Annotated in this window: 18 protein-coding genes; 13 read left to right on the top strand and 5 right to left on the bottom strand. The window is 73.6% G+C overall.

Annotation, left to right across the window (positions count from 1 at the left end; genetic code table 11):
* Positions 1–311 precede the first annotated feature (311 nt).
* Positions 312–1,541 (top strand): alpha/beta hydrolase, encoded by a 1,230-nt coding sequence (locus tag ACFY7H_RS18195; protein WP_388939138.1) that lies wholly within the window; start codon positions 312–314, stop codon positions 1,539–1,541.
* Positions 1,542–1,636: 95 nt separating this feature from the next.
* On the top strand, positions 1,637–2,491 hold the full coding sequence (locus ACFY7H_RS18190) for a DUF4429 domain-containing protein (RefSeq protein ID WP_388939121.1): 855 nt from the start codon (positions 1,637–1,639) through the stop codon (positions 2,489–2,491).
* A 10-nt stretch (positions 2,492–2,501) separates the two neighbouring features.
* On the opposite strand, the gene ACFY7H_RS18185 is transcribed toward ACFY7H_RS18190, so the two are convergent.
* Entirely contained in the window at positions 2,502–3,524 is a 1,023-nt protein-coding gene (locus ACFY7H_RS18185) for an aldo/keto reductase (protein ID WP_388939120.1), read from the bottom strand.
* Entirely contained in the window at positions 3,521–3,943 is a 423-nt protein-coding gene (locus tag ACFY7H_RS18180) for a MerR family transcriptional regulator (protein ID WP_388939119.1), read from the bottom strand. Before ACFY7H_RS18180 ends, ACFY7H_RS18185 begins: the two co-directional genes overlap by 4 nt.
* Positions 3,944–4,004: 61 nt before the next feature.
* On the opposite strand from ACFY7H_RS18180, the gene ACFY7H_RS18175 reads away from it, so the two are divergent.
* Entirely contained in the window at positions 4,005–4,823 is an 819-nt protein-coding gene (locus tag ACFY7H_RS18175; protein ID WP_388939137.1) for a serine hydrolase domain-containing protein, read from the top strand.
* A gap of 14 nt (positions 4,824–4,837) precedes the next feature.
* On the opposite strand, the gene ACFY7H_RS18170 is transcribed toward ACFY7H_RS18175, so the two are convergent.
* Positions 4,838–5,497: a pirin family protein gene (locus ACFY7H_RS18170; RefSeq protein WP_388939118.1), complete on the bottom strand. Its 660-nt coding sequence runs from the start codon at positions 5,495–5,497 to the stop codon at positions 4,838–4,840.
* Between the two features lie 80 nt (positions 5,498–5,577).
* Between ACFY7H_RS18170 and ACFY7H_RS18165 the strand changes: the two genes are divergently transcribed.
* The 5 genes from ACFY7H_RS18165 to fabF all read left to right on the top strand — a co-directional run bounded on the left by ACFY7H_RS18165 (position 5,578) and on the right by fabF (position 10,472).
* Positions 5,578–6,789 carry a PucR family transcriptional regulator gene (locus tag ACFY7H_RS18165; RefSeq protein WP_388939117.1) on the top strand — a complete coding sequence of 404 codons (1,212 nt, stop codon included), beginning with the start codon at positions 5,578–5,580 and terminating at the stop codon, positions 6,787–6,789.
* Between the two features lie 89 nt (positions 6,790–6,878).
* Positions 6,879–7,796, top strand: a complete 918-nt coding sequence (locus tag ACFY7H_RS18160; RefSeq protein ID WP_388939116.1) for an ACP S-malonyltransferase — start codon at positions 6,879–6,881, stop codon at positions 7,794–7,796.
* A 19-nt stretch (positions 7,797–7,815) separates the two neighbouring features.
* On the top strand, positions 7,816–8,820 hold the full coding sequence (locus ACFY7H_RS18155) for a ketoacyl-ACP synthase III (protein WP_388939115.1): 1,005 nt from the start codon (positions 7,816–7,818) through the stop codon (positions 8,818–8,820).
* Positions 8,821–8,875: 55 nt separating this feature from the next.
* Positions 8,876–9,127 carry an acyl carrier protein gene (locus ACFY7H_RS18150; RefSeq protein WP_362060851.1) on the top strand — a complete coding sequence of 84 codons (252 nt, stop codon included), beginning with the start codon at positions 8,876–8,878 and terminating at the stop codon, positions 9,125–9,127.
* Positions 9,128–9,206: 79 nt separating this feature from the next.
* Positions 9,207–10,472: a beta-ketoacyl-ACP synthase II gene (gene fabF / locus ACFY7H_RS18145; RefSeq protein ID WP_388939114.1), complete on the top strand. Its 1,266-nt coding sequence runs from the start codon at positions 9,207–9,209 to the stop codon at positions 10,470–10,472.
* A 150-nt stretch (positions 10,473–10,622) separates the two neighbouring features.
* Here fabF and ACFY7H_RS18140 read toward each other — a convergent pair whose 3' ends face one another.
* Positions 10,623–11,117 (bottom strand): DUF3145 domain-containing protein, encoded by a 495-nt coding sequence (locus ACFY7H_RS18140; RefSeq protein ID WP_007263912.1) that lies wholly within the window; start codon positions 11,115–11,117, stop codon positions 10,623–10,625.
* A gap of 249 nt (positions 11,118–11,366) precedes the next feature.
* Between ACFY7H_RS18140 and ACFY7H_RS18135 the strand changes: the two genes are divergently transcribed.
* Positions 11,367–12,254 (top strand): SGNH/GDSL hydrolase family protein, encoded by an 888-nt coding sequence (locus ACFY7H_RS18135; protein ID WP_388939113.1) that lies wholly within the window; start codon positions 11,367–11,369, stop codon positions 12,252–12,254.
* 100 nt (positions 12,255–12,354) lie between these two features.
* Here the strand turns inward: ACFY7H_RS18135 and ACFY7H_RS18130 are convergent, their stop codons facing one another.
* Positions 12,355–14,844 (bottom strand): beta-glucosidase, encoded by a 2,490-nt coding sequence (locus ACFY7H_RS18130; protein WP_388939112.1) that lies wholly within the window; start codon positions 14,842–14,844, stop codon positions 12,355–12,357.
* Between the two features lie 154 nt (positions 14,845–14,998).
* Between ACFY7H_RS18130 and ACFY7H_RS18125 the strand changes: the two genes are divergently transcribed.
* The 4 genes from ACFY7H_RS18125 to ACFY7H_RS18110 all read left to right on the top strand — a co-directional run bounded on the left by ACFY7H_RS18125 (position 14,999) and on the right by ACFY7H_RS18110 (position 17,322).
* Positions 14,999–15,574, top strand: a complete 576-nt coding sequence (locus ACFY7H_RS18125) for a TetR/AcrR family transcriptional regulator (RefSeq protein ID WP_388939111.1) — start codon at positions 14,999–15,001, stop codon at positions 15,572–15,574.
* A gap of 54 nt (positions 15,575–15,628) precedes the next feature.
* Entirely contained in the window at positions 15,629–15,736 is a 108-nt protein-coding gene (locus tag ACFY7H_RS18120) for a hypothetical protein (RefSeq protein WP_388939110.1), read from the top strand.
* A gap of 292 nt (positions 15,737–16,028) precedes the next feature.
* Complete coding sequence (locus ACFY7H_RS18115) at positions 16,029–16,604, top strand: low temperature requirement protein A (RefSeq protein ID WP_388939109.1); 576 nt, start codon at positions 16,029–16,031, stop codon at positions 16,602–16,604.
* A 4-nt stretch (positions 16,605–16,608) separates the two neighbouring features.
* A complete protein-coding gene (locus ACFY7H_RS18110) occupies positions 16,609–17,322 on the top strand; it encodes a carbon-nitrogen hydrolase family protein (protein ID WP_388939108.1) in 714 nt (237 codons plus the stop codon).
* Positions 17,323–17,325: the final 3 nt, after the last annotated feature.

Raw genomic sequence — 17,325 nt, 5'->3', positions numbered from 1 at the left:
CTCCGTGTGCGGTGCAGCTTAGACACCTCCACCACACCGGAGGTCTTCGTCGTGATCAAGACCGGCCCCCGTTAACAACGCTCGTGGTCAATACAGCTAGGCCGTCACGGTCCCGGCCGGCCCGCGCCCTTCGACGACACGCCGTACGGGTGGCACCGGGCGCTACCGCGGCACCCGCCCGGGGCCCGGCCGGGAGCGCGCGGCGGCAACGGAGCGTGATCGGCGGGGAGATGTGTCCCACGACCGGCCGTGAGCCCGGTCACGCGGGACGCCACCGCCTCCGGCGGTCTCCTAGTCTGGCTCCAGTGAACCTGCCCGGCCGCCCCGCCCCCACCACCCCGGACGCCCCCGCGCGCCCCGCCGCCCTGCGCACCCTGCTCGCGCTCGCGGTCGTGTTCCTGATGCTGGCGACCACCGGCTGGACCGCGGTGCACCGCCCCGACACCGGGATCCAGGCACGGGCCGCCGAGCTCGTCGCGTGGGCCTCGGTCCGGGTGGCGGGGCAGGCCGTACCGCCCGCCGACGCCCCCGTACGGACGGTCGCCCGCTTCTTCGCCGGCCTCGACGGCGCCCAGCGGGCCCACCTCGCCGACGGCTACCCGCTCGTGGTCGGCAACCTCGACGGGGTGCCCGCCGAGATCCGCTACCGGGCCAACCGCCGCGCCCTGGCGCAGGCCGCGCGGCTGGAGCGGGCCCGCGGCCGGGACGTCGCGCTGACCCCCGCCGACCGCGGCACCGCCGTCCGGCGCGCCCACCGCTTCGAGTCCCTCGCCGAACCCGGCCGGCAGATCCTCGTCTTCGACCCCACCGGCAGCGGCCTGGTGGCCGAGGTCTTCGGCGACCTCGCGGCGGCCCGGCGGGTCTCGGTGGTCGTCCCCGGCGTCGACACCGACGCGCTCACCTTCGAGCGCTCCCAGCGCCGCCTCACCGCCCCCTCCGGCATGGCGCGCTCCCTCTACGAGGCCGAGCTGGCGACCGCGCCGGCCGGCCGTACCGCCGTCATCGCCTGGGCCGGCTACACCGCCCCCACCGGGGTCGGCGTGGACGCCGCCACCGGCAGGCTCGCCGTGCAGGGCGCCGTACGCCTGGAGTCCCTGGCGGCGGCCCTGCCCGGGGACGCGAGCGTGGCCCTGTTCTGCCACAGCTACGGGTCGGTGGTGTGCGGCGTGGCCGCGCGCCGGCTGCCGGACCGGGTGACCGACCTGGTGGTGGCGGGCAGCCCCGGCATGCGCGCCGAGAACGCCGCCGCGCTGCACACCTCCGCGCGGGTCTGGGCGATGCGCGACGAGGGCGACTGGATCTCCGGCGTACCGCACGTCGAGGTCGGCGGGGTGGGCCACGGCGCGGACCCGGTGGCCCCGGAATTCGGCTCACGGCTGCTGTCCTCGGAGGGGGCCGGGAGCCACACCGGTTATTTCGAGCCAGGCACGGCCTCCCTGGACAACTTCGCCAAGATCGGAACCGGCGCCTTCGGTTCCGTCGCGTGCGCGAACGGCGCAGACGACTGCCGGCTCGGAATTTCCGGCACGGACGGTGACTGACGGGGCCGTCCCCGGCCCCGCACCCGTAGCAAGTCGAAAATCGGGCCGGGAGACGAGGGGGACGCGCGGGGGCACGTCCCTTTACGATGTGCCGCATGGGTGACGTACTGGCCGGAAATCATGCCGTCTGGGAGTTCGACTCGGACTCGGTGCTCATCCGCTTCGCACGGGGGATGCGAACTCCACGGCTCTGGCACGCACTGGGCGAGCGCCGCATCCCCCTGGAAGCGTTGTCCGGGGTGAACGTGAGCGCCGCCGCCGGGGCGATGGGCCGGCGGGACACGGTGGTGCTGCGCGCCGTTCCGCGCGCGGGCGCCGATCCGCTGATGGAGGCTGCCGCCGGGCAGCTGAAGGAGGGCTGCGACCCGTACCGCCTCGCGCTGCCCGGGGACCGGGCGCCGCAGGCCGTGGCCTTCGCCGACGCGCTGCGCGAGCGGCTGGGGCCAGGCTCCGACGAACCCGCCGACCGCTTCCTGGTCGAGGTGCCGCAGCCGCCGGTCCACCTGAAGGCGTACGACGCCCGGGTGGGCTTCGACGGCTCGGCGGTTACCTTCCACTGGTCGCGCACCGGTGCCAGCAGCGCCAAGTGGCGGGCCGGCGACCAGCGTTTCGCGCTGGCCGGCCTGGCCGGCGTCGAGTGGGCCTCCCCGGACCGCCCCGGCGGCGGGTACCTGCGGCTGCGGCCCCGGGACGCCGCCGGGGACCCCGGCCCGCCGGACCACGACCTCGCGGCCGCGGTGTTCGGGGTCGGGTACGGGGCGGTGCACGAGTCCCTGCCGTTCGCGGCCGCCGTGCTCGCAGCGCTGCGCGAACGGGCCCCCGTGGCCTCGGTCCCGCGCGCCCGGACGTCCGACGACCGGCTGGCGCACCTGAGCGAGCTGCACAGCACGGGCCTGCTCACGGACGCCGAGTACGCGATGCTGCGGGACCGTTTCGCCGCCGGGGCGTGAGCCCAGCGCACTACGCCTCGCGGGAGTCCGAGGTGAAGGCCATGTCCGGGTAGCGCGCGCCCTCGACCCGGCCGGCCAGCGGCTCCAGCAGGGCCAGCTCCGCCCCGGTCAGGGTGATCCGGGTCGCGGCGGTGTTCTCCCGCAGCCGGTCCGGCCTGCGGGTACCGGGGATCGGGACCACCGTCAGGCCGTGCACCGCCGCCCGCTGCTGCACCCAGGCCAGCGCGACCTGCGCCGCCGTGACCCCGCGCGCCGCCGCGATCTCCCGGACCGGAGCCAGCAGGGCCGCGTTGGCCCTGGCGTTCTCGCCGGTGAAGCGGGGCTGGCGCTGCCGGAAGTCGCCGGCCGGCAGCTCCGCCGCCGCGTCCGCGAAGGCCCCGGTCAGGAAGCCGCGCCCGAGCGGGGAGTACGGCACGAAGGCCACGCCCAGCTCCGCCGCCGCGCCCACCGCGCTGCGCTCCACGTCCCGGCTGAACAGCGACCACTCCGACTGGACCGCCGCGATCGGGTGCACCGCGTACGCCTCGCGCAGCTCGGGCCCGGTGACCTCGCTGAGGCCGAGGTGGCGCACCTTCCCCTCCCGCACCAGCTCGGCCATGGCGCCCACCGACTCGGCGAACGGCACGTCCGGGTCGCGCCGGTGCATGTAGTACAGGTCGATCACCTCGACGCCGAGCCGCCGCAGGCTGTCCTCGACAGCGTGCCGGACGTACGCGCGGTCGTTGCGGACGCCCCGGTACAGCGGGTCGTCGTTGCGCTCGATGGCGAACTTGGTCGCCAGGGTGATCTCGTCCCGGTGGGCGGCCACGAAGGGCGCCAGGAACTCCTCGTTGGCGCCGCGCCCGTAGACGTCCGCCGTGTCGAAGAGGGTGACCCCGGCGGCCAGCGCCGCGTCCAGGGTCGCGCGGGCGGCCGTCTCGTCGGTCTCCCCGTAGAACTCGCTCATGCCCATGCAGCCGAGGCCCTGGACGCCGACGACCGGTCCGCCCCGGCCCAGTTCGGCCCTCGCGATGGGGGTGCCGTGCTCCGTCATGACCGTGCCTTCCCGGCGACCGCTTCGGCGCCTGCCGCCGGGGTGCCCGTCGATTTCGTCCCGTACATGTTGATCTTCACGTCGAGTACGCCGAGCGCGTCCGTCAGCTCCGCGAGCCGCGCCCGCACCTCGCGGCGCGTCCGTTCCAGCAGTTCGCGGCGCTCGTCGACGGTGTGCTCCCCCTCTCGGACGAGTTCGGCGTAGCGGACCATGTCCGCCACCGACATCCCGGTGGCCCGCAGCTTGCCCACGAAGGCCAGCCAGCCGAGGTCCTTGTCGGTGAACCGCCGCTGCCCCGAGTGGGAGCGGTCCACGTGCGGCATCAGGCCGATCCGCTCGTACCAGCGCAGCGTGTGCTGGGTCAGCCCGGTCCGGGCCTCGACCTCGCTGATCGTGTACCGCGTCTCCGTCAGGCTCATGGCCCCTACGCTAAAACCCTGGAGCGCACTCCAAGCAAGTAGGCTCGGCGGCATGGAGACCATGCAGAGCCTGCGGGCCATCGAGACCTGGCCGGTACCCGCCGCCGCGGCGGCCGTCGTACGCGCCGACGGGAGCCTGGCCGGCTCCCACGGGGACACGGCCCGCCGTTTCCCGCTCGCCTCGGTCACCAAGCCGCTCGCCGCGTACGCCGTCCTCGTCGCGTACGAGGAGGGGGCCCTGGAACTGGACGAGCCGGCCGGGCCCGAGGGGTCGACGGTCCGTCACCTCCTCGCGCACACCAGCGGCCTGGCCTTCGACGAGCACCGGGTGACGGCCCCGCCCGGCGAGCGCCGGCTGTACTCCAACGCCGGCTTCGAGGTGCTCGGCGACCACCTCGCCAAGGCCACCGGCATCCCCTTCGCCGAGTACCTGCACCAGGCCGTCTTCGAGCCGCTGGGCATGACCTCCTCCAGCCTGGAGGGCTCCCCCGCCAAGGACGGCGTTTCCACCGTCGCCGACCTGGTGCGCTTCGCCGCCGAACTCCAGGCGCCCCGGCTGCTCGACGTCCGCACCGTCGCCGAGGCCACCTCCGTGGTGCACCCCGGTCTCAAGGGCGTCCTGCCGGGCTACGGGCACCAGTCCCCCAACGACTGGGGCCTCGGCCTGGAGATCCGCGACGGCAAGTCCCCGCACTGGACGGGCCTGACGTCCTCCCCGCGCACCTTCGGCCACTTCGGCCAGTCCGGCACCTTCCTGTGGGTGGACCCCGACGTGCGCGCCGCCTGCGTGGCGCTGACCGACCGGGCCTTCGGCCCCTGGGCGGTGGAGGCCTGGACCCCCTTCACCGACGCGGTGCTCGCGGAGTTGCGCGGCCGCTAGTCCGTCGGCGACGGCTACGCGGGCAGCTCCCAGATCAGCAGTTCGCCCGGGGACCCGGCGGTGATCTCCAGGCCCTTCTCGCCGGTGATCCGCGCCGAGTCCCCGGGGCCCAGCTCCTGCCCGTCGAGCCGCAGGTCGCCGCGCACCACGTGCAGGTAGACCCGCTCCGCGTCCGGTACGGGGACCCGCTCGCCCGCGCCCGGCCGTCGGACGTACAGCACCGCGCCCGCCGCGGGGACCTCGTACGGGGTGCCGTCCGCGAGGCCCCGCACCACCTCGTACGCGGGCTCCCCGCCCGCCGTGAGCGGCGCGAGCCACATCTGCACGAACCGCAGCGGGACCGGGCCGTCGTTGCGCTCCACGTGCCGCGCCCCGGAGCCGGCGCCGAGCAGCTGGACGTCCCCGGGCCGGACCGTGCCGGTGTGGCCGCCGGTGCTGTCCTGGTGGGTGAGCTCGCCCTCCACCACCCAGGTGACGATCTCGGTGTGGCTGTGCGGGTGCTCGTCGAAGCCGGCGCCGGGCGCGAGGCTCTCCTCGTTGCAGGCCAGCACCGGACCGAAGCGGATGTTGTCGGGGTCGTAGAAGGACCCGAAGGAGAAGGCGTGGCGGGTGGTGATCCCGGCGTCCGGGTCCCCGCCCGCGTACCGGTCGGCGGCGCGGCGTACATCGATCATGCGGGCCACCGTAGCCGCCGCCGGGGGACGGCGTGCGGACCCGACTCCGAGCCGGGCCGCCGATAAGGCAGTCTTGTCCCGTGCCCCAACCCGAACGTGAGCAGCCCCCCGAGACGCGTCCCGCGCATCCGGTCCACCCGCACACCGCGACGCTGCGCCGACTGGAGAAGTCGTCCGGCCGGCTCGCAGCCAACGCCATCGCGCGGATGGACGAGAACCTGCCCTGGTACCGGGCGATGCCTCCGGAGAACCGGTCGTGGATCGGTCTGGTCGCACAGGCCGGCATCGCGGCCTTCACGGAGTGGTTCCGGCACCCGGAGACCCCGCAGGCCATCTCCACCGACGTCTTCGGGACCGCTCCGCGCGAGCTGACCCGGGCGATCACCCTGCGCCAGACCGTCGAGATGGTCCGTACGACGATCGAGGTCATGGAGGCCGCGATCGACGAGGTGGCGGCCCCGGGCGACGAGTCGGTCCTGCGCGAGGCGCTGCTCGTGTACGCCCGGGAGATCGCCTTCGCGACGGCCCAGGTCTACGCCCAGGCCGCGGAGGCGCGTGGCGCGTGGGACGCCCGGCTGGAGTCCCTGGTCGTGAACGCCGTGCTGTCCGGCGAGGCCGACGAGGGCGCGCTGTCCCGGGCCGCCGCGCTCGGCTGGAACTCCCCGGAGCACGTCTGCGTGGTCCTGGGCACCGCCCCGGAGGGGGACAGCGAGCTGACGGTGGAGGCGATCCGCCGCGCGGCCCGCCACCACAAGCTCCAGGTGCTGACCGGGGTGCTCGGCGACCGTCTGGTGGTGATCGCGGGCGGCAGCGACAACCCGATGCAGGTGGCGAAGTCCCTGATCGGGCCGTTCGCGGCCGGTCCCGTGGTGGCGGGGCCGGTGGTCCCGGACCTGCTGAACGCGACGAAGTCCGCGCAGGCCGCGGCGGCCGGCCTGAAGGCGTGCACGGCCTGGCAGGACGCGCCGCGCCCGGTCCTTGCGGACGATCTCCTGCCCGAGCGCGCGATCGCCTCGGATCCCTCGGCCAGGGAGCAGCTGGTGGAGGAGATCTACAGACCGCTGGAGGAAGCGGGCTCGGCGCTGCTGGAAACGCTGAGTGTCTATCTTGAGCAGGCCAGCAGCCTGGAGGGGGCCGCGCGGATGCTGTTCGTGCACCCCAACACCGTGCGCTACCGGCTCCGACGTGTGACCGACGTCACCGGCTGGTCACCCTCAGACGTCCGTTCGGCGTTTACGCTGCGAATCGCCCTGATCCTGGGGCGTCTGGCCGACGGAGATCAACAGTCCTAGACTTTTGTCGGACATCAACAATTACCCCGACCGTTCTTCGTCCCTGTCCCCACGGGCGGCGGAGACCATCCACAAGAGAGAGTGTGAGGGTGCTCGTACTCGTCGCTCCAGGCCAAGGCGCTCAGACGCCCGGCTTCCTGACTCCCTGGCTCGAACTCCCCGGCGCCGCCGAGCGCGTCGCGGGGTGGTCCGACGCCATCGGGCTCGACCTCGCCCACTACGGCACGAACGCCGACGCGGACGAGATCCGCGACACGGCGGTGGCCCAGCCGCTGCTGGTCGCGGCCGGGCTGCTGTCCGCTTCGGCGCTCGGTGCGCCGACGGCCTTCGGTGCCGTCGCGGGCCACAGCGTCGGTGAGATCACCGCCGCCGCCGTCGCCGGTGTACTGAGCGAGGGCGACGCACTGTCCTTCGTCCGTACCCGCGGTCTGGGCATGGCCGAGGCCGCCGCCGTCACCGAGACGGGCATGGCCGCGGTGCTGGGCGGCGACCGTGACGTGGTCGTCGCGCACCTGGAGAAGCTGGGCCTGACCCCGGCCAACATCAACGGCGCGGGCCAGATCGTGGCCGCCGGCACCATGGAGCAGATCGCCGCTCTGGAGGCCGACAAGCCCGAAGGCTCCATGAAGGTCGTCGCCCTCAAGGTCGCGGGCGCCTTCCACACGCATCACATGGCCCCCGCGGTCGCCACCCTGGAGAAGGCCGCCGAGGCGCTCGCTCCGGCCGACCCGGCGCTGAAGTACGTTTCGAACAAGGACGGCCTCGTCGTCTCCTCGGGCGCCGACGTCGTCGCCCGTCTCGTGGGCCAGGTCGCGAACCCGGTCCGCTGGGACCTGTGCATGGAGACGTTCGCGGAACTGGGCGTCACCGGGATCATCGAGCTGTCCCCCGGCGGCACCCTGACGGGTCTGGCCAAGCGCGCGCTCAAGGGCGTGCCCAGCGTGGCGCTCAAGACGCCGGACGATCTCGACAAGGCCGCGGCGCTCGTCGCCGAGCAGACGGCCTGAGAGAAGGAGCCCACACAGCATGTCAAAGATCAAGCCGGCCAAGGGCTCCCCGTACGCCCGCATCCTCGGTGTCGGCGGCTACCGCCCGACCCGTGTGGTGCCCAACGAGGTCATCCTCGAGACGATCGACTCCTCCGACGAGTGGATCCGCTCCCGCTCCGGCATCGCGTCCCGGCACTGGGCCTCGCCCCAGGAGACCGTCGCCGCGATGTCGGTGGAGGCTTCCGGCAAGGCGCTCGCCGACGCCGGTGTCGCCCCCGAGCAGATCGGTGCGGTGATCGTCTCGACGGTCTCGCACTTCAAGCAGACCCCGGCCATCGCGACGGAGATCGCGCACCGGATCGGCGCGGGCAAGCCCGCCGCGTTCGACATCTCGGCGGGCTGCGCCGGTTTCGGCTACGGCCTCACGCTCGCCAAGGGCATGGTGGTGGAGGGTTCCGCCGAGTACGTGCTCGTCATCGGCGTGGAGCGGCTCTCGGACCTGACCGACCTGGAGGACCGCGCGACGGCCTTCCTGTTCGGCGACGGCGCCGGTGCCGTGATCGTCGGACCCTCGGACGAGCCGGCCATCGGCCCCACGGTGTGGGGTTCGGAGGGCGACAAGTCCGAGACCATCAAGCAGACCGTGCCGTGGGACGAGTACCTCGGCAAGGACGGCGGCGAGAAGTTCCCGGCCATCACGCAGGAGGGCCAGGCGGTCTTCCGCTGGGCCGTGTTCGAGATGGCCAAGGTGGCCCAGCAGGCGCTCGACGCCGCCGGGATCACCCCGGATGACCTGGACGTCTTCATTCCGCACCAGGCCAACATGCGGATCATCGACTCGATGGTGAAGACTCTCAAGCTGCCGGAGCACGTCACGGTCGCCCGTGACGTGGAAACCACCGGCAACACGTCGGCCGCCTCGATCCCGCTCGCCATGGAGCGGCTCCTGGCGACCGGAGCGGCGAAGAGCGGCGACACCGCGCTCGTCATCGGCTTCGGGGCGGGGCTCGTCTACGCCGCGACGGTCGTTACCCTCCCCTAGGGCCCGGGATCACTTCCCGCCCTGATCCACCAGTTAGCTACAGAAGGAGCGCCACATGGCCGCCACGCAGGACGAAATCGTCGAGGGTCTCGCGGAGATCGTCAACGAGATCGCGGGCATCCCGGTCGAGGACGTCGAGATCGGCAAGTCCTTCACCGACGACCTGGACGTCGACTCGCTGTCCATGGTCGAGGTCGTCGTCGCCGCTGAAGAGCGCTTCGACGTGAAGATCCCCGACGAGGACGTCAAGAACCTCAAGACGGTCGGCGACGCCGCCGAGTACATCCTGAAGCACCAGGCCGCCTGAGCCTGACGAGCGTTTGTCGCCACCTGGCGGTGGCGCCGTGACAATTCAGCACCCCCTTAGACGTGGAGAAAGAATTCCTGTGAGCCCGACCAATCGCACCGTGGTCGTCACCGGTATCGGCGCAACCACTCCGCTGGGTGGCGACAGCGCTTCGACCTGGGAAGGTCTGCTCGCCGGCCGGTCCGGCGTCTCGCCCCTGGAGGGTGAGCGCTTCGCCGAACTGCCGGTCCGGATCGCCGCCCAGGCCGCCGTGGACCCGAGCGAGGTACTGCCCCGCCCGCTGGCCCGCAAGCTCGACCGCTCGGCGCAGTTCGCCCTCATCGCGGCCCGTGAGGCCTGGGCCGACGCGGGTTACACCGCCCCGGCCGGCGAGGACGGGACCGTGGTCCCCGAGCGTCTGGGCACCGTGATCGCCTCCGGCATCGGCGGTGTCACCACCCTGCTCGACCAGTACGACGTACTGAAGGAGAAGGGTGTGCGCCGGGTCTCCCCGCACACCGTTCCCATGCTCATGCCGAACGGCCCCTCGGCCAACGTCGGCCTCGAGGTCAACGCCCGCGCCGGTGTGCACACCCCGGTCAGCGCGTGCGCGTCCGGCGCCGAGGCCATCGGCTACGCCGTGGAGATGATCCGTACCGGCCGTGCCGACGTGGTCGTCGCCGGCGGCACCGAGGCGGCGATCCACCCGCTGCCGATCGCGGCGTTCGCCAACATGATGGCGATGTCCAAGAACAACGAGAGCCCGACCACGGCCTCCCGCCCGTACGACAAGGCCCGCGACGGCTTCGTCCTCGGCGAGGGCGCCGGTGTCGTGGTCCTGGAGTCCGCCGAGCACGCCGCCCAGCGCGGCGCCCGCGTCTACTGCGAGGTGCTGGGCCAGGGTCTGTCCGCGGACAGCCACCACATCGCGCAGCCGGAGCCGACGGGCCGCGGTGTCGCGGCCGCCGTGCAGAACCTGCTCGACAACACGCAGCTGGACCCGGCCGAGCTGGTCCACGTCAACGCGCACGCCACCTCCACCCCGCAGGGTGACACGGCGGAGCTGAAGGCGCTGCGCAAGGTCCTGGGCGACGACCTCGACCACATCGCGATCTCGGCGACGAAGTCGATGACCGGTCACCTGCTGGGCGGCGCGGGCGGTATCGAGACCGTCGCGACCGTGCTGGCGCTGTACCACCGGATCGCCCCGCCGACGATCAACGTCGACGAGCTGGACGAGGACATCGACGCGGACATCGTGCGCGGCGAGCCCCGCAAGCTGCCGGTCGACGGCCCGATCTCCGCGATCAACAACTCCTTCGGCTTCGGCGGCCACAACGTCTCGCTGGCGTTCCGCACTGTTTAGTGCGCCTGAACCGGCGCCGCTCTCGCGGACGTGGTTGCTCGCCGTTCCGGCTGCTCAATTGATGGTTGCGGTGTTCGTCGTCTCGAACACCGCAACCGGTACGACGAAGGCCCACCCGGCGTCCGGGTGGGCCTTCGTCGTACCGGGCGGCTAGACCACCTGGTGGAGCCAGCGGACCGGGGCGCCTTCGCCGGCGTAGCGGAAGGGCTCCAGCTCGTCGTCCCAGGGCTTGCCGAGCAGTTTGGCGATCTCCGCCTCCAGGTCGGTCTCGCCGCGCGCGGACCGGGCGAGCGCGGCGCGCAGCCGGTCCTCGGGGATCAGGATGTCGCCGTGCATACCGGTGACGGCGTGGTAGATGCCGAGCTCCGGGGTCGAGCTGTAGCGCTCGCCCTCGGCGGTCGGGCAGGGTTCGGCGGTCACCTCGAAGCGGAGCAGGTGCCAGCCGCGCAGGGCGGAGGCGAGTTTCGAGGCGGTGCCCGCCTCGGCCTGCCAGGAGAACTCGGCTCTCCAGGTACCGGGGGATGCGGGCTGCCTGATCCAGTCGAGGTTCACCCGCACCCCGAGCACACCCGCTACGGCCCATTCCACGTGCGGGCAGAGCGCACGCGGTGCGGAATGCACGTACAGGACTCCACGTGTCGTCACCTGGACCTCCAGTATGGGACGAGGTCGGGAATAAACTCCAGAAAACGGACAGTATGTGACGTGATGTAATGTAACGGAAATTATTGGACATTGCGCTACGGCACCTGCGGCCGAAACGCCACGGGAAAAAGCTACCGTGCGCCAAGGGTCATGGTGTGACGTACGGTCGCTCCAAGACCCGTAAACCCAGAGCATTCACTCAGCAGGACGCCCCTTGGAGGACCGGGGGCGACGAGGGAGGACCACCCCATGCGCTCCACCGCCGCCCGTCGTCGCGCACTCCGGTCCGCGGGCGTGGCGGCGGCCGTCCTGGCCGCGACGGTCACGGGCTGTGACTCCGGCGGTCCGCCGGCCGGCGGTGAGCGGGGGGCGCAGGCCGCGCCGCGCTGGAACACCGCGCCCGCCTCGGTCGCCGCCGTCGGGGACTCCATCACCCGCGGTTTCGACGCCTGTTCGGTGCTGGCCGACTGCCCCGAGGTCTCCTGGGCCACCGGCAGCGATCCCGCCGTCCGTTCCCTGGCGGCCCGGCTGCTGGGCGATGCCGAGGTGCCCGCGCGCAGCTGGAACTACGCGGTGACCGGCTCGCGCATGGCGGACCTTCCGGGACAGCTGGCCCTGGCGGCCCGGCACAAGCCCGGCCTGGTCACGGTCATGGTCGGGTCGAACGACGCCTGCCGGCCCACCGTTTCGTCGATGACCCCCGTGGCGGAGTTCCGCGCCGGTTTCGAGCGCGCCCTGAAGGAGCTGCGGAGCGCGTCGCCCGACTCGCAGGTGTACGTGTCCTCCGTGCCGGACCTCCAGCGGCTGTGGGAGCAGGGCAAGGACATCCCGGTCGTGCGGCAGGTCTGGAAGCTGGGGATCTGTCAGTCCATGCTGGCCGACCCGCTGTCGGGCGAGGCGGTGGCGACCGCCCGCCGGGAGAAAGTGCGGGCGCGGGTGGTCGAGTACAACGAGGTGCTGCGCGAGGTGTGCGCGACGGACGCGCTGTGCCGCTATGACGGCGGCGCCGTCTTCCAGTACCCCTTCGGAGCGGACCAGCTGAGCCGCTGGGACTGGTTCCACCCGGGCCGGGACGGGCAGGCGCGGCTCGCGGAACTAGCGCACCGACAGGTGACGGCGGCGGCGCCGCCACGTTGACGCGTCCCGGGCCCGAGGCGGTCCCAGGGGCCGCCCCCGGCCCGGTGCACGGGTCTTTTCCAGCCAATTCCGCGCTACGGCGTGTCGCGCCGCCCCGCCGTCACGGGCGGAGGGTCGCCGTCAGCCGGGTGTCGGCGTGCGAGCGGCCCGCGCGGACCTCGTGGGCGCCGCCGGTCCGCCGCCAGCCGTGCGCGTCCTCATCCCAGACCTCGAAGGCGCGGGCGGGCAGCTCGATCTCCGCCTCGACGCTCTCGCCGGGGCCGGCCTCCACCCCCGCGAAGCCGGCCAGCCGGCTCGGCGGGTGCCCGTCCCGGCCGGCGAGGGGCGCCAGGTACACCTGGACCACCTCGCGGCCCCGCCGGGTCCCGGTGTTGGTGAGGCGGACCCGGACCCGGTCCGCGGTCGCCTCCAGGGACTCGTACGCCCAGTCCGTGTAGCCGAGGCCGTGCCCGAAGGGGTAGGCGGGCGTCACCCCCAGGGCCTCGTAGGCCCGGTAGCCGATGAGCAGCCCCTCGCGGTACTCCAGCCGCCCGTCGGCGGGGACGACCTCGGTGACGGGCGCGTCGGTGAGGGTGGCGGGCCAGGTGGTGGGCAGCCGCCCGCCGGGCTCGGTCCGCCCGAGGAGTACGTCGGCCAGCGCGGCCCCGCCCTCCTGCCCGGGGAACCAGGTCAACAGCACGGCGGCGACGTCCTCGCGCCAGGGCAGCTCGACGGGGGAGCCCGCGTTGACCACGACCACGGTGTTCGGGTTGACGGCGGCGACGGCCCGCACCAGGTCGTCCTGGCGGCCGGGCAGGGCGAGGTCCGCGCGGTCGAAGCCCTCGGACTCCACCCGCTCGGTGGTGGCGACGACCACGACGGCCGTGTCGGCGGCGCGCGCGGCCTCCACCGCTTCGGCGATCAGCTCGTCGCCGTCGCGCCGCGGCCCGAGGTGGAGCAGGGAGAACACCACCGCCCGCAGCGGCAGCGCACTCATGTCGGGGACCCGGAAGGTCAGCGACACCTCGACCGGTTCGCCCTCGGTGAGGACGGCTCGGGCGCGCTCGGCGGGCGCTCCGAAGAAGGCCTCGAAGGGGTCGGTCTCGTCGCCCGTCTCCTGGACGCCCTCCCAGAGGGTGCGGCCGGCGACGGCGAGGGTGAAGGCGCCGAGTCCGCGGGTGCCGAAGGCGTGCTCGCCGCTCTCGCGCGGCAGGTAGGTACCGGTGACCTCGATGGTGGCCATCGTCTCGTAGGAGGCCCCCTGGGGCAGGTCGTCGCCGATCCACTGGACCTGCCCGCTCGGCAGGGTGCCCTCGCCGATGACGGCCCCGGAGGCGTCCCGGCAGACGGCGCGCAGCGCGAAGCCCGGCCCGGCGGGGGCGAGTTCGTCGCTCGGGTCGGCGCCGACGGCGTAGGTGAGGGCGCCTTCGGGCAGCGCGGCGGTGAGCCCGTCGAGCGGGGACACCACCCGTTCGGGGAAGACGGTCGCGGATCCGCCGCCGAGGACGCGGGCGTCACGGGCGGCGGCGCCGATCAGGGCGACGGTGCGGCCGGGGCCGGCGTCCAGCGGCAGGGCGCCGGCTTCGTTGCGTACGAGGACGGCCCCTCGGGCGGCCAGCTCGTGGGCCAGCGCCTGCCCGTCGAGCGGGGCGGGCGGTTCGGCGACGGCGGCGGGGGCGCCCTCCAGGAGGCCCACGCGGGCGGCGAGGCGCAGGACGTTGCGCACGGCCCCGTCGACGGCGGCCTCGGGGACCTCCCCGGAGCGGACGGCCTCGGCGAGGGCGGGCCCGTAGACGGTCCGCGGGCCGGGCATGGCGACGTCGAGGCCGCCGAGGAGGCACCCGGCAGTGGAACGGGCGGCCATCCAGTCGGAGACGTTGCAGCCGTCGAAGCCCCACTCGGCGCGCAGGACCTCGTTCACCAGCTGCCGGTGCTCGGTCATGGTGGTGCCGTTGACGCGGTTGTAGGCGGTCATGACGGCCCAGGGGCGGGCGTTCCCGACGATGGCCTCGAAGGGTGCGAGGTAGGCCTCGCGCAGCGGGCGGGCTGCGATGACGTTGTCGACGGTGAAGCGCTCGGTCTCGGCGTCGTTGCCGACGAAGTGCTTGACGGTGGCGGCGACCCCGCCGTCCTGGACGCCGCTGACGTAGCCGCTGCCGATGGCGCCGGTGAGGTACGGGTCCTCGGAGTAGCACTCGAAGTGGCGGCCGCCCAGCGGGGAGCGGTGCAGGTTGACGGTGGGCGCGAGGAGGACGTGCACGCCCTTGCGGCGGGCCTCCTGGGCGAGGAGCCGGCCGGCGCGGCGGGCGAGGGCGGGGTCCCAGGCGGCGGCGAGGGCGGTCGGGGAGGGCAGCGCGACCGAGGGATCGTCGGCGGTCCAGCGCACGCCCCTGACCCCGATGGGGCCGTCGGACATGACCAGGGATCCGAGTCCGATCCCGGGGAGGGCGGGCAGGGACCACATATCCTGTCCGGCCAGCAGGCGGGCCTTGGTGTCGAGGTCGAGCTTGCCCAGCGCGGCCTCCACGGCGTCCTCGCGGTCCCGGTCGTCGCGGTCCTCGTGGCGCTCAGGGTCCTCGTGGTGCTCGCGTAGCTGATCGGCGTCGGTCACGGCCGTGCCTCCTCGTCGATGTGCGTGCGGGTGCGGTGCGGAGGGCCCCATCGTGGACCCGTTGCCTGTAGGCCAGTAGGCCTCGTAACCCTTTCGTGATGTCACCATGCCGTACGGTCCTGCTGGCAGGTGTGAGCGGAAGGAGCGCCGGGCGATGGCCAGAGCGAAGAGCGAAGAGCGGCGCGGCGAGATCGTCCGCGCGGCGGTCGAGGTGATCGCCGAGCGCGGCTACCGGGGCGCGTCCCTGGGGTCCGTCGCCGAACGCGTGGGCCTGACCCAGCAGGGACTGCTGCACTACTTCCCCACCAAGGAGGCCCTGCTGGTCGCGGTCCTGGAGGAGCGCGACCGCTGGGACACCGGCGGCGGCTCCCGCGCGGCCGCCGACGCCTGGCGCCTGGACCTGCTGGAGTCGCTGGTGGAGTACAACGCCATGCGTCCCGGCATCGTGCAGACCTTCTCGGCGCTGCTCGGCGAGAGCGTCACCGACGGCCATCCGGCCCGCGACTTCTTCACCGACCGGTACGCGCAGGTGCGGGCGGAGATGGCCACGCTGCTGCGCGCCGAGTTCGGTGCGCGCCTCCCCTCCGGCCTCACCCCGGAGGAGGCCGCTCCGCTGCTCACGGCGGTGATGGACGGCCTCCAGTACCAGTGGCTGCTCGCCCCGGAATCGGTGGACATGCCCGCCGCGTTCCGCTCCTTCCTCACCCTGCTGAGGGGTCCGGGCGCATAGCCGCCCCGTCCTGCCGGGCATCCTCTCCCCTGGTCGGAGCTGTTCTTCGACCTGGTGCCGGTCTTCGCCGTCACCCAGGTCTCCGCCCTGCCGCACCACGACCACGGGTGGGCCGGTACCGGCCGGGCCCTGATCGTCTTCGTGCCCGTCTACTGGGTGTGAGTGGGCAACACCGTCCACGCCAACACCCATGACGCCGACCGGCCGCTGAACCGGATCGCCCTCATCACGGCCGGGCTGCGCGGCCTGCTGATGGCCCTGCCCCGCCGGAGGCCTTCGGGGACCGCGGGCTCCTCCTCGCCGGCGCCTGCTTCTGCGCACGCCAGGTGCTCGCCGCGCTCGCGCACGGCCGCAGCCGCCGCCTCAGGCCCACCCCGGTCACCCTGTCGGTGCTGATCAGCGGACCGCTGCTGCCGGCCGGCGCCTTCCTCGACGGCGGACTCCGCGTCGCGCTGTGGGCCCTGGCCGGCGCCGTGGCCCTGGCCGCGCCCCGGTCGCCGCCGCCCCCGAGCTCGGCACCGGCTCCCTGGCGGCCGTCACCGCGGCCTTCGTCCTCGTCTGCGGTCTGTGGTGGGTGTACTTCCACCTCGCCGCCGGAGCCGTCCGGCACGGGCTGGAGACCGCGGCCGTACGGGCGGACGTGGCCCGGCAGGTCCTCTCGTACGGGCACCTCTCGCTGATCGCCTCGGTCATCGCGGTGGCCGTCGGCATGGCCGACCGTCGCCCATCCCGGGACGCGGCTCCCGCTCGGTTCGCCGCCCTCCTCCACGGGGGCTGCGTCCTCTTCCTCGCCACCTTCGGCCACACCCGCTGGTACCTGTTCCGCTCCTGGTCCGTGACCCGGCTGGCGGCCGCCGCGGCCGTCCCGGCCCTGCTGCCGGTGGCCGTGCTGCTGCCCTCCCTCGGGGCGCTCGCCCTGCTGACCGCCGTGGTCACCGCCCTGAACCTGGTGGATCTGAGCCTGGTGCGCCGCCGGGACCGGCTCCCCGGCGGCCGGAGCCGGGAGGCGGCCGAGGGGCTGGCATCCTGAGCCCATGAAGATCGCCGCCACCCAGCTGACCTGCGTCCCCGCCGACGTCACCACCAACGCCGCGGCCGCCGCCGCCCTCGCCGTCCGGGCGCGCGGACAGGGCGCGGAGCTGGTGGTCTTCCCGGAGTTCACGCTCACCGGGTACGAGCTGGAGGCCCTCGCCGACGACCCCGGCCTGTGGCTGGCCGACGCCGAGGATCCCCGCCTGGACGGGCTGCGCTCCACCGGCACGGCGGTGGCCGTCAACGTCGCCCTGCGCACCGGGGGGCCGCTGCCCGCCATCGCGACGCTGGTGTACGACGCGGACGGCGCGCACGTGACGACGTACGCCAAGCAGCACCTCTACCAGCACGAACGGGGCGCCTTCGCCGCGGGCGCCGCCGACGGCCGCTTCGAACTCGGCGGCATCCGCTTCTCCCTGGGCGTCTGCTTCGACAACCACTTCCCGGAGCTGACCGGCCGGGCCGCGGCCGACGGCTGCGCTGTGCACCTGGCGAGCTCCCTGTACGGCACGGGCGACGGGATCGCCGAGCGGGCGAGCGTGTACCCCGGGATCGCGAAGGAGCACGGCCTGTACGTGGTCCTCGCCAACCACGTCGGCCCGGCGGGTCCCTGGACGGGCTGCGGCGGCGCGGCGGTATGGGCCCCGGACGGCGCCCTGCTGGCCGAGGCCGACGACCGCGGCCCGGACGTGGTCACGGTCGAGGTCCCCGCCTGACGG

This window comes from Streptomyces sp. NPDC012794 (genome assembly GCF_042901085.1).
Classification (GTDB): Bacteria; Actinomycetota; Actinomycetes; order Streptomycetales; family Streptomycetaceae; genus Streptomyces.
The sequence above is the reverse complement of the archived record's forward strand: the minus strand, read 5'-3'. Positions and strand labels throughout refer to the sequence as shown.